Below are 11,555 nucleotides of genomic sequence, written 5' to 3' on the forward strand. Positions count from 1 at the left end.
GGTGGGGCCGGCTGCTCCGCTCGTGTGGAAACGATAATGCCCGGTGTCACCGGGTGCGGGGTCGGTGGCGAAACCGTCGGCACTGTGTTCGGATCGGTTCGTGCACGCACAGAGAACACTCCCCGAATCCGAGTTGTCCGCGCTGAGGGATGTGGCGGTGACCGTCGCACGTGAGGCCGCGTCCTACGTCCGTTTACGCCGGGTCGAGCTGTTCGGTCCTCCGGGCTCGGGGGAGGCCGTCCGTGTGGGGACGAAATCGACAGTGACCGATCCCGTCACCGCCGCCGACACCGAGAGTGAGGAACTCATCCGGCGCCGGCTCACGGAACTGCGGCCGGGCGACGCCTTCCTCGGCGAGGAGACCGGGGCCGACGGCGGGACGGCGACTGCCGCGAGCGGAGTCGTCTGGGTGGTCGATCCCATCGACGGCACCGTCAACTTCGTCTACGGCCTCCCCGCCTCGGCGGTCTCGGTGGCCGCGCGGGTCGACGGACGCTCGGTGGCCGGTGCCGTCGTCGACATCGCCTCGGGGGAGACGTTCTCGGCGGCAGAGGGTCTCGGTGCCCATCTGGACGTCGACGGCACGCGGGTGCCGTTGCGATGCAATCCCGTGACGGATCCGCGACTGGCGCTCGTGGCGACCGGCTTCTCGTACTCGCCGGCACGACGCGCACGTCAGGGTGAGCTGGTGGCGGCGCTGCTACCGAGGGTGCGCGACATCCGGCGTGTCGGAGCGGCCGCCCTGGACCTGTGCATGGTCGCGGCCGGCAGGGTCGACGCCCACTACGAACACGGACTCGGTCCCTGGGACTGGGCGGCGGGGGCGCTCGTCGCTGCGGAAGCCGGTGCGGTGGTGCGTGTCCCGAGCGGCACCGGGGACGACGGGGAACTCACGGTCGCGGCCGCGCCGGGGATCGCGGCCGATTTCGAAACTCTGCTCGGCGAAATCGGAGCGCTCGACGCAATTCCGAATTGACCGTTTCGTCACATCATGAATTGCGTTCGTCACCTTTTACCGCAACAGTGACGAAAAACAGGATGCACGGTCTGTGAAAAGAGATTCAGCACCGGGCATTGCGTGCGGCCGTGAGCAGATCGAGGTCGAGCGGAGCCGTCTCCTCGCCCACCGGGACCTCGCGTAGTGCCCGCAGGACCTCTTCGGCATCCGCCCCGGGGGAGATGTCCCGGAAGTAGGTTCCCAGCGCGAGGTCGACGGTGTCGTCCTCGCGTGTGTCCTGCACCAACTCGGCGCACGGGGCGAGCAACCACACCGAGGACGCAGCAGCGCGCCCGGCCTCGCCGAAGCGGATCTGCCCCTGGCACTGCATGTTCTGGTCGACGTAGACCGGATCGTTGCCGGCCTGCACGTCGGGCGGGCTCGAGAAACCGTAATCGCTCAGCTGAGCGGCCACGTGCGTGGCCTGGCCGCGTTCGCCGTTGGCGTTGTAGACGCGCACCCGGGTGGCCGTCAGGGGAGCGGGTTCGATCTCGAGCAGCGTCGACCGGTCCACGACCTCGCCGAGCGGAGCCGGTTGCGGGCCTTCGGGGTCGGTGGCCTCGGTCGGGGGAGCGTTGCACGCCACGGTGGTCGTGACGGGCTCGGACGAGGTGAACACGGAGGACCACACGACGATGGTGCCTGCGGCGAGGACGGCACCCGCCACGGCGGCCGGGACCACCCGGCGCCGACGGAACGGGCGGCCGCGGTCATCGGTTGCGCTTCCTTCGGTGATCAGGGAAACCACGCGGCCCTGCCTCTCGTGTCATGCCGTGTTCGTCGCACTCACTGTAGAGGTCGCGGACGTGGTCGGTGGAACCGCCGACCCGAGGAAATGTCACGAGTCGTTGTGTTGTTGATGACGATTGCCAGACAATTCCCGGCGTTTCCACGCATCGATTGCATATTCGTGCGTGAGGTCGGCTATTGTTCGGCGGCCGAACCGTCCAAGAAGGGGCGGTGCGGCGCGAAAACAGAGTGAATTCGGGTATGCCACAGCAATGGCACACCCGTCGGGAACTCCAACGGACGGCCGTGCGTTGCCCTGGCCGGGAGCACCGTCCGTGTCCCGGCCGGCTACCGGTACGAGTACTAGAAGGTAAGAGGAAATGGCGACTGACTACGACGCACCCCGGCGGACCGACAGCGACGATGTGTCGGAGGATTCACTCGAGGAACTGAAGGCCCGGCGCAACGAGGCCCAGTCCGCTGTGGTGGACGTCGACGAATCGGACACCGCCGAGTCCTTCGAGCTGCCCGGGGCGGATCTGTCCGGCGAAGAGCTGTCGGTGCGTGTCGTCCCGAAGCAGGCCGACGAGTTCACCTGCTCGAGCTGTTTCCTGGTGCATCACCGGAGCAGACTCGCGAGCGAGGAGAACGGTGTCATGATCTGCCGGGACTGCGCAGCGTGAGGACATAGGGCAGAGTGAGGACATAGGTGCGGAACGAGGCCGGGTGACGACGGTGCGCCGTGGTCACCCGCGTCTCCCTCCTGCGTGCCCCGGCGCCGCGGCAGCCTCTGCTGTTCCTGGCATCCGGGGCCCTGTCGTATACGGGCCCTGTCGTATACGGGGACCGATGCCCGTTCGAACAGCCCTACTTGTGGGTCGGATCGTCCTTGCGGCCCGACTCGTCGCAGCCCAGCGCCGCGAGCAGTTCGGCAGGCCGCCGCGTGCTCACCAGCCAGTAGGGCGTCGGATCCTCCGGGTCGTCGAGCACGACGAGCGCCATGGTCCGCACCCAGGGACGGTGCTGGACGAACGCCGCCGGATCGAGCTGGCGACCCATCGCGGCACTCTTGGCCGACGCCGGAACCACCACACCCCGCGAGATCACGTCGACGGGCAGATGCGCGCGACCGACGACGAGTTCGCCGCCGACCACCTCGACCCGGCTGCGTGAGAGCCAGGTCAGGACCCAGATCGGGACCGGGAGCAGAAGGACGTAGGGAAGCCACGCGTACATCCCCGGGGCGCCCATGTGCAGCTCGGCCGCGAGCAGGGCGGCCACACCGAGCCCGATCGGCCACCACCACCACGGCACCCACATCCGCTCCGAGAAGGTCGGAGCGTCGGCCGTCGGAGGGGTAGTCGGTGAGGTGCGCGAGGAACGGGACACACCGTAAGGATAGTCGCCTCGGTGGAGCGACCCGGCACGCGAGTAGTCTCGGACGACGTGACCGATCTTCCCCCGATACCGCTGCGCCGGCTCGATCCGGACCTTCCCGTGCCCACTCGTGCCCACCCCGGTGACGCCGGTGTGGACCTGTGCACGTCGGTCGACGTGACCCTCGGCCCGGGGGAGCGGGCGCTCGTCGGCACCGGCATCGCCGTCGCGCTGCCCGTGGGCACCGTCGGCCTGATCCACCCGCGTTCGGGCCTCGCCGCCAAGTTCGGCCTGTCCGTCGTGAACACTCCCGGGACGGTCGACGCGGGCTACCGTGGAGAGATCAAGGTGTGTCTGATCAACCACGACACCGAGCGCGCCGTCGAACTCCGCCGAGGCGACCGCATCGCGCAGCTGCTCGTCCAGCGTGTCGAACTCGTCGATTTCGTCGAAGTGGACGAGCTCGACGACACGGCGCGGGGCAGCGGCGGATACGGATCGAGCGGCGGGCACGCCGGCCTCGTGAAGGAGGGTTCCTGACATGTTCGGACGACGCCGCAAGGACCGCGGGTCGAACGTCGAGGCGACCGACGCCGCATCCGCCGGCGACCTCGGCGCGTACGACGAGCCCGCCGACGAGGAGTACGACGAGTACGCCACCGGAAGTGCGGCCGATTCCGGCCCGTACGACATCGACGAGGTCGACGAGGAGACGGTGACCGCCTCCCGTCTCGACCTCGGATCCGTGCTCGTACCGCTCCCGGCCGGTGGTCAGATCCAGGTCGAGATGGCTCCGAACGGGACGCCGCAGAACGTCCACCTCGTGACCCAGTTCGGGCGCATCACGGTCTCCGCGTACGCCGCACCGAAGTCGCCGGGACAGTGGCGTGAGGTCGCCGCCGAGCTCGCGGAGACGCTGCGCAACGACAAGGCCGAGGTCAGCATCGAATCGGGGCCGTGGGGTCGCGAACTGCACGGCAGGACCGCGAACGCGGATCTCCGGTTCATCGGTGTCGACGGCTTCCGCTGGATGATCCGCTGCGTCGTCGCGGCGCCCTCGGGGAACGCCGGAGCCGACTCCGAACTCGTTCGGATCGCACGGTCGGTGATCTCCGGCACCGTCGTCCGCCGCGGATCCGAGCCCCATCCGGTCCGTACACCGCTGCCGATCGTGCTTCCCGAGGCGCTCACCCGCCAGCTCGTCGCGGCGCAGCAGCAGCAACAGCAGGCGGCCGCGCAGCAGCAACAGCAGGGCACGGCGCAGCAACAACAGGGCGCGGCCCCGGCGCAACCCGCTCCGCGGACGGCCCCGGCGGCACAGCCCACCCAGCAGACGCAGCAGGTCCCGCCCACCCGGCAGACGCCGCCGCGCCGCGGCGAATCCGGTTCGGCGATGCAGCAACTCGGCTTCTGAGGCCGATACCGATCATCGGTTCGGGACGGGGACGATCCTGTCGAGCGCGGCGAGGCACAACCTCCCGAGCACGGAGGGGTCGTCCCCGACCTGTTCGAGTGTCACCGTCGCGAGTTCCGCGTGAGGGATCTCCCGCGCCCATTGCCGCCCCACTGCGAGCGGATGGACCGCGTCGTCCACCGCGGCGGAAATACCGACCGGCACGGCCACGGACCGTAGTTCGTCGACGTCGAGTGCCCGGTAGTGCGCGGCCTCGTCCAGCGCGGACGGGAGATCGGGCCACTGGGCGCTCCAGGAGCGCGTCAACTCCCGGGCGAGCCAGGGCGGACTCGACGCCGCCATCGCAGCGGTGACCGTATCGAGGCCGTGAGCGCGCAGTTCGGAGGCCGTCCACCGCGCGCTCGCGGCGGCCGGCGCCTCCCGCGGATCGCCGGTCCACGCAGGTAGGGCAGCGAGGACGCCGACGACCCGGCCCGGATTGTCGAATGCCCATCTCAACGCGACGGCCGCACCGATCGACACCCCACCGACGAGGATCTGCCCGTTCCCGGCCGCCTCGTCGAGCGCGGCGAGATAGCTCGCCACCACACCGCGCGGATCCGGATCGACGGCGATCGGGGTGATACCCCGCCGTCGGAGTTCGGCGCCGAACGCCTTCTCGGCGAAACATGCATCCGAACCCGTACCGGGAAGCACGACCGCGGTGCCGGCGGTCGGGGGGACCGGGGATTCGCTGTGGGACATGCGGACGATCCTGCACCATCGACCTCCGGAGACCACGCTCACCTGCCCGCACAGCAGGACGAACGACGGCTGCACGCGTGTGTGCACCGTGCAACTTGTATCCGGCGAGAATGGGTCTACAGTGGCGGGCGAAGAAGAGTCCGGTGGCACGAAGATCCGTGCCCCTTCCGTACAGGAGCGTGTTATGGCTTCCCCGGCCGGCTACCTGCGTCGGCTCACACGGCGGCTCACCGAGGACATCGAAGAACTCGATGCCGAGGAGATGGCCGAATCCTCGCACTCCACGGGCGCCCTACCCGTCGTCGAATGCGCCCGCGGTCAGGAAGTGACCATGTACGGACGTCTTCGCAGTGTCGAGTCGTGTTCGCGTGCCGCTGCCGCCGTCGTCGAGGCAGAGTTCTTCGACGGGACCGACTCGATCCAGCTCGTGTGGATCGGTCGTCGGCGCATCCCGGGAATCGAGCCCGGGCGTACGTTGACGGTCCGCGGTCGTGTCGGCGAACGCGACGGACGCAAGGTGATCTACAACCCCTACTACGAGCTGCGCGAGCCCGCCTGAACTGTGTGCGCCGGGGGTGCAACCCCGGTCACGCGGGGTCGTAGCCCTGTCCTGGATGTGGCAGGCTCGTAGGAGTGAGCGACACCAACCAGCAGACGATGCTCGAACAACTCGGTGGGATCAGCGGGTTGATCTATTCGACGCTGCCGGTGCTGGTGTTCGTCCCCGTCAACAGCCTGTGGGGCCTCACCGTCGCCATCTGGTCCGCGCTGGGCGTCGCCCTCGCGGTGCTCGTGTGGCGCCTGATCCAGCGCACCCCGATCCAGCCCGCGATCTCGGGCTTCTTCGGAGTCGCCCTGTGTGCCTTCATCGCTCATCGCACCGGCGACGCGAAGGGATACTTCCTCTTCGGGATCTACGCCAGCCTGGTCTACGGGGGCGCATTCCTGTTATCCGTGCTCGTCCGCAGACCGCTCGTGGGCGTGATCTGGGGGATGCTCAACGGCCAGGGATCGCGGTGGCGTTCGCATCCCACCGCGGTGCGCGCCTACGACGTCGCGACCCTCGCGTGGACCCTGGTCTTCCTCGGTCGTTATCTCGTGCAGAACCACCTCTACGACGAGGACCGCACCGGCTGGCTCGCGGTGGCCCGGATCGGCATGGGCTGGCCGCTGACCGCACTGGCCCTGCTCGTGACCCTCTGGGCGGTCCGGCGTGCCGACCGCATCGTCGAACCCGCGCCCGCGGAGACGGCCGACGACGCGCCGGCCGACGATCCGGCGGCGGACGACGGGCTGTCGAACAAGCCCCGCGACGAGCAAGGGGCGCACGACGGGCAGCCTCAACTCCCCGGTCAGCACCGGCTCCGCGACTAGTCGGCACCGGCTCTGCGACCAGTCAACACAGACTCCGCGACTAGCGGTTCACCGCCTGCCGGAGATCGTCCTCGACGTCCTCCGCCGTGACGAACAGCAGTTCGTCCCCGCCTTCGAGCGGATCGTCCGGCTGCGGGACGATCGCCCGCCCGCCGCGCAGGATCGCCACGAGTGCCGTATCGCGCGGCAGTTCCAGTTTCCGGACCGGTTTCCCGGCGAGGGCGGTGGTGTCGCGCAGGGTGACCTCCACCAGGTTCGCGCCCTTGCGCAGCGTCATCAGCCGCACCAGATCGCCCACGGTGACGGCCTCCTCGACCAGCGCCGCGAGCATGCGCGGTGTGGACACCGCGACGTCCACACCCCACGATTCGTCGAACAGCCACTCGTTGCGCGGATCGTTGACGCGGGCCACGACCCGTGGAACACCGAACTCGGTGGTCGCGAGCAGGCTGAGGACCAGGTTGGCCTTGTCGTCGCCCGTCGCCGCGATCACGACGTCGTACTGCTCGAGTCCGGTGGATTCGAGCGAGCTGAGTTCGCAGGCGTCGGCGTGGACCCACGTCGCGTCCGGCACGGACTCGGGTTCGACGTGGTCGAGCTTGCGTTCGATGAGCATCACCTCGTGGGCGTTGCGCAGCAGTTCCCGCGCTATCGAGCGCCCCACCGCTCCGGCGCCGGCGATCGCCACCTTCATGTGGGCTTCCTCTCGGGTGGACGGGTCAGTTCTCGTCGACCGGCGGGTTCTCGGCGTGTGTGATCGCCTCCGAGACCGAACCCGACACGGCCGCGATGTAGACGGAGTCGTCGGCCTGCAGCACCGTCCTGCGGTCGGGCAGCAACCCGGTGCCGAACCGGATCAGGAACGCGACGCGCGAACCCGTGGCCTCCTCGAGGTCGGTGACGCGTCGTCCGACCCACCCCTCGTGCACGTTCACCTCGGCGATGGCGACGGATCCGGTGGGATCGCGCCAGCGGGCGGTCTCGCTGTCGTGCGTGAGCGCATGCAGGAAACGGTCGGTGGTCCACGGCACGGTCGCCACGGTGGGGATGCCGAGTCGCTCGTACGCTGCGGCCCGCTTGGCGTCGTAAATCCTCGCGACGACGCGTTCGACGCCGAAGGTCTCGCGGGCCACGCGCGTCGAGATGATGTTCGAGTTGTCGCCGGACGAGACCGCTGCGAAGGCGTCGGCACGTTCGATGCCGGCGGAGATCAGGACGTCGCGGTCGAAGCCCATGCCGAGCACGGTGTGCCCGGGGAAGTCCGGGCCGAGTCGTCCGAACGCGCTCGCGTCGCGGTCGATGACCGCGACTTCGTGACCGAGCCGGACGAGTGCGGTGGCCACCGCCGAACCGACCCGACCGCACCCCATCACCACCACGTACACCCGAGTGGACTCCGTTCCGGTCGGTCTTTCCGAGACGGACCGCTGCGGACCGCCGATCCGAACGGTACCGCGTGACGATCTTCGAGAGGTCGTGACCCGGCCGAGGGGTACTTCGGGGCCGGAACCGCATAGGCTTTGCGCGTGTCCAAGCTTTCCACCGCGGCGAAGCGGCTCGTGCTGGGTCGCCCCTTCCGCAGCGACACTCTCGGGCACGAGTTGCTGCCCAAGCGCACCGCACTGCCGGTCTTCGCCTCCGACGCGCTGTCGTCGGTCGCCTACGCACCCGAGGAGATCTTCCTCGTCCTCTCCGTCGCGGGGTTGTCTGCCTACGCCTTCTCGCCGTGGATCGGGCTCGCTGTCGCCTTCGTGCTCGTGATCGTGGTCGCCGGTTACCGCCAGACCGTGCGTGCCTACCCGTCCGGCGGTGGCGACTACGAGGTCGCCACGAAGAATCTCGGCCCCACGGCAGGGCTGACCGTCGGCAGTGCGCTGCTCGTCGACTACGTCCTGACGGTCGCGGTGTCGCTGTCGTCCGCGGCGGCGACGGTCGGATCGGCCGTCCCGTTCGTCGCCCGGCACAAGGTGCTCTTCGTCGTCGTCGCGATCGTGCTGCTGACCGCGGTGAACCTGCGAGGACTCCGGCGCGCCGGCCGGGCGTTCGCCGTCCTCACCTACACCTTCGTGGGCTGCATGCTGGTGATGCTCGGGGCCGGGTTGTTCCGGATCTTCGTCCTGGGCGACGACCTGCGGGCGGAGTCGGCGGACTTCGAACTCGTCGCCGAGCAGACGGACCTGACCGCGCTCGCCTTCGTCCTCCTGCTCGCGCGGGCCTTCTCGTCCGGCTGCGCGGCGCTGACGGGTGTCGAGGCGATCAGCACGGGTGTGCCGGCCTTCGAGAAGCCGAAGGCACGCAACGCCGCGACGACCCTGCTGGTGCTCGGTGGAATCGCCGTCACGCTGTTCCTCGGGGTGGTCTTCCTCGCCGAGCGGCTCGGTGTGGTGGTGGCCGAGCATCCCGACACCCAGCTGCGCGGTGCACCCGAGGGTTACGAGCAGAAGACGTTGCTCTCCCAGCTGGCGCACACCGTCTTCGAGGGGGTGCCGGCCGCGTTCGTCCTGATCACGATCGTCACCGCCGTGATCCTCGTGCTCGCCGCCAATACGGCCTTCAACGGATTCCCGGTGCTCGGTTCGGTTCTCGCGCAGAACCGTTACCTGCCGCGCCAGTTCCACACCCGCGGCGACCGGCTCGCCTTCAGCAACGGCATCCTGTTCCTCGCCGGGATCGCCGTCGTCTTCGTGTGGGTCTTCGAGGCCGAGGTCACCCGGCTCATCCAGCTGTACATCGTGGGTGTGTTCGTCGCGTTCAGCCTGGGGCAGGCCGGCATGGTGCGCCACTGGACGCGGGAACTGAGCACCGAGACGGATCCGTCGGCGCGGGGCCGCATGGCGCGGTCGCGGTTGATCAACGGTGTCGGATGCGTCTCCACGTCGGTGGTGCTGCTGGTCGTGCTGACGGGCAAGTTCGCCGCCGGGGCGTGGATCGCGGTGGTGACCATGGTCGTCGCGTTCGGGCTCATGAAGGCGATCCGGCACCACTACGACACGGTCGCCGCGGAACTCGAGAGGGCGGATTGGGACGGTGTGCTGCCCAGCCGCACCCATTCGATCGTGCTCGTCTCGACCCTGCACCTGCCCACGATGCGCGCTCTCGCCTACGCGCGGGCGACTCACCCCGACACCCTCGAGGCGATCACCGTGAACGTCGACGACGAGAGCACCCGGCGTCTCGTACTCGAATGGGAGAAGAGCGATCTCACCGTGCCGTTGAAGGTCGTCGAGTCGCCCTACCGGGAGATCACGCGGCCCGTCCTCGACTACGTCCGCCGGGTGCGGCGCGATTCTCCCCGCGACGTCGTGACCGTCTTCATCCCCGAGTACGTGGTGGGGCACTGGTGGGAGCAACTGCTTCACAACCAGAGCGCCCTGCGGCTCAAGAGCCGGCTCCTCTTCCAGCCGGGGGTGATGGTGACGAGTGTGCCCTGGCAGCTGCGCTCGTCCGCGGACGCCGGTGCGGTGGGGCGGGCCGCCCCGAACGGGCAGGATCGACAGTTGGACAACGAGGAGGAACCGCGGTGAATCGTCAGGCACACCCGCGCACGGATTGGTCCGGCCGGAGGATCGAGGTGATCCTCGGCAATCCCGCCCACGGTGGTGCGTGTGTCGCGCGGTTCGAGGGGCGCGTCGTGTTCGTGCGGCACGGACTGCCGGGGGAGCGGGTCTTCGCTCGGGTCACCGAGGATCGGGGCGGGTCGTTCTGCTTCGCCGACGTGGAGGACGTGCTCGAGGCGTCCGAGGACCGCGTCGATCGAGTCTGCCCGATCTCCGGTCCGGGAGGGGCGGGTTGCTGCGACCTCGCGCACATGACCGTCGAGGCGCAACGCCGTTTCACGGGCGCGGTGGTGGCCGAGCAGCTGCGCCGGCTCGGTGGGGTGGACCGCGAGGTGACCGTCGAGGAGGTGCCCGGCGGTGCGTCCAACGGCACCCTGTGGCGCACCCGGGTCCGGCTCGCGGTGGACGTGGTGGGGAACCCGGGGTACCGCCGGTACCGCAGCAACGAGGTCGTCCCCGAACTGGCGTGCCCGCAGATCGATCCGCACGCCTACGTCGGCCTCACCGATCGTGTGTGGCAGCCGGGAGCGGAGCTGCAGGTCGTGCTCGACGCGGACGGCCGGCGGCACGTGGTGGAGATCGCACCTCCGGTCCTCTCGGGTGGTGCGCGACGGCAGGGCCGGCGCGGCGCGGCGTCGCGGCGGGCGGCGGTGAACGCGCCCCGTCCGGAGAAGGTGATCGAAGGCTCGGGACGGGTGGTCGAGCGGGTCGGCGAGCGCGAGTGGCGGTTGGCGCCGACCGGTTTCTGGCAGGCTCATCGCGGCGCCGCGTCGACCTATTCGGCTGCGGTGGCCGACTGGGCGCAGGCCTCGGAGGGGGCGACGGCGTGGGATCTGTACGGCGGAGTGGGCGTCTTCGCGGCCGTGCTCGCCGAGCAGGTCGGTCCGTCCGGTCGGGTGGTGTCGGTCGAGTCGTCGAAGACCGCCGTGGACGACGGGGTCGAGGCGCTCGGCGACCTCGGGCAGGTGTCCTTCCGTCACGGGCGCGTGGAGCGGATGATCCCCGATCTGCCGGCCCCAGAGGTGGTCGTCCTCGACCCGCCGCGCGCGGGGGCGGGCAAGGACGTGGTGGCCGCCGTGGCCGCGGCGGGACCGCGCCGGATCGTCCACGTGGGCTGCGATCCCGCGTCCTTCGGTCGGGACGTGGGTCTGTACCGGGACAACGGATTCGAGTTGGCGGACGTCCGGGCCTTCGCGGCGTTCCCCTCCACTCATCACGTGGAGTGCATCGGTCTGTTCACCCGTTGAACCGGGTTCCCGTCGCACCCGCCCGGGGTCCGTGCTGTGTGTGGTGTGGCGAGGTGTGACGGGGACCGTATCCGGGTAGTCGGTGTGACATGAAAAAGAGATTGCTTGTAGTACGC

13 protein-coding genes are annotated in these 11,555 nt (G+C 69.4%); 8 read left to right on the top strand and 5 right to left on the bottom strand.

Translation table 11 applies throughout. The annotated features are described in order from the left end of the window. Window positions 1-82: 82 nt before the first annotated feature. A complete protein-coding gene (locus tag ACNJ7K_RS22065) occupies window positions 83-976 on the top strand; it encodes an inositol monophosphatase family protein (protein ID WP_159419249.1) in 894 nt (297 codons plus the stop codon). Window positions 977-1,061: 85 nt separating this feature from the next. Here the strand turns inward: ACNJ7K_RS22065 and cei are convergent, their stop codons facing one another. After that, window positions 1,062-1,745: an envelope integrity protein Cei gene (gene cei / locus ACNJ7K_RS22070; protein ID WP_159418515.1), complete on the bottom strand. Its 684-nt coding sequence runs from the start codon at window positions 1,743-1,745 to the stop codon at window positions 1,062-1,064. 361 nt (window positions 1,746-2,106) lie between these two features. Between cei and ACNJ7K_RS22075 the strand changes: the two genes are divergently transcribed. Then, on the top strand, window positions 2,107-2,409 hold the full coding sequence (locus ACNJ7K_RS22075) for a DUF4193 domain-containing protein (protein ID WP_006551346.1): 303 nt from the start codon (window positions 2,107-2,109) through the stop codon (window positions 2,407-2,409). Between the two features lie 184 nt (window positions 2,410-2,593). Here ACNJ7K_RS22075 and ACNJ7K_RS22080 read toward each other — a convergent pair whose 3' ends face one another. Next, window positions 2,594-3,046 (bottom strand): DUF3093 domain-containing protein, encoded by a 453-nt coding sequence (locus tag ACNJ7K_RS22080; RefSeq protein ID WP_159419248.1) that lies wholly within the window; start codon window positions 3,044-3,046, stop codon window positions 2,594-2,596. 126 nt (window positions 3,047-3,172) lie between these two features. Between ACNJ7K_RS22080 and dut the strand changes: the two genes are divergently transcribed. Further along, window positions 3,173-3,643, top strand: a complete 471-nt coding sequence (dut, locus tag ACNJ7K_RS22085) for a dUTP diphosphatase (RefSeq protein ID WP_277371523.1) — start codon at window positions 3,173-3,175, stop codon at window positions 3,641-3,643. Between the two features lies 1 nt (window position 3,644). Continuing rightward, window positions 3,645-4,517, top strand: coding sequence for a DUF3710 domain-containing protein (locus tag ACNJ7K_RS22090; RefSeq protein ID WP_159418513.1), 873 nt, complete (start codon window positions 3,645-3,647; stop codon window positions 4,515-4,517). A 12-nt stretch (window positions 4,518-4,529) separates the two neighbouring features. Here the strand turns inward: ACNJ7K_RS22090 and ACNJ7K_RS22095 are convergent, their stop codons facing one another. Next, window positions 4,530-5,261, bottom strand: a complete 732-nt coding sequence (locus ACNJ7K_RS22095) for an alpha/beta fold hydrolase (RefSeq protein WP_192378839.1) — start codon at window positions 5,259-5,261, stop codon at window positions 4,530-4,532. A 184-nt stretch (window positions 5,262-5,445) separates the two neighbouring features. Here ACNJ7K_RS22095 and ACNJ7K_RS22100 point away from each other — a divergent pair, with 184 nt between their 5' ends. Next, on the top strand, window positions 5,446-5,820 hold the full coding sequence (locus tag ACNJ7K_RS22100) for an OB-fold nucleic acid binding domain-containing protein (RefSeq protein ID WP_016694463.1): 375 nt from the start codon (window positions 5,446-5,448) through the stop codon (window positions 5,818-5,820). A gap of 74 nt (window positions 5,821-5,894) precedes the next feature. Next, complete coding sequence (locus ACNJ7K_RS22105; RefSeq protein WP_159418511.1) at window positions 5,895-6,635, top strand: DUF3159 domain-containing protein; 741 nt, start codon at window positions 5,895-5,897, stop codon at window positions 6,633-6,635. Window positions 6,636-6,675: 40 nt separating this feature from the next. On the opposite strand, the gene ACNJ7K_RS22110 is transcribed toward ACNJ7K_RS22105, so the two are convergent. Both ACNJ7K_RS22110 and ACNJ7K_RS22115 read right to left on the bottom strand, forming a co-directional pair. After that, entirely contained in the window at window positions 6,676-7,329 is a 654-nt protein-coding gene (locus ACNJ7K_RS22110; RefSeq protein ID WP_019289215.1) for a potassium channel family protein, read from the bottom strand. Window positions 7,330-7,354: 25 nt separating this feature from the next. Further along, entirely contained in the window at window positions 7,355-8,020 is a 666-nt protein-coding gene (locus ACNJ7K_RS22115) for a potassium channel family protein (protein WP_060650900.1), read from the bottom strand. Between the two features lie 141 nt (window positions 8,021-8,161). Here ACNJ7K_RS22115 and ACNJ7K_RS22120 point away from each other — a divergent pair, with 141 nt between their 5' ends. Further along, entirely contained in the window at window positions 8,162-10,159 is a 1,998-nt protein-coding gene (locus tag ACNJ7K_RS22120; RefSeq protein WP_159418510.1) for an APC family permease, read from the top strand. Then, window positions 10,156-11,439, top strand: a complete 1,284-nt coding sequence (locus ACNJ7K_RS22125) for a class I SAM-dependent RNA methyltransferase (RefSeq protein ID WP_159418509.1) — start codon at window positions 10,156-10,158, stop codon at window positions 11,437-11,439. Before ACNJ7K_RS22120 ends, ACNJ7K_RS22125 begins: the two co-directional genes overlap by 4 nt. Window positions 11,440-11,555: the final 116 nt, after the last annotated feature.

Source organism: Rhodococcus shunpengi (genome assembly GCF_048381395.1).
In the GTDB taxonomy this organism is placed as follows: Bacteria; Actinomycetota; Actinomycetes; order Mycobacteriales; family Mycobacteriaceae; genus Rhodococcus.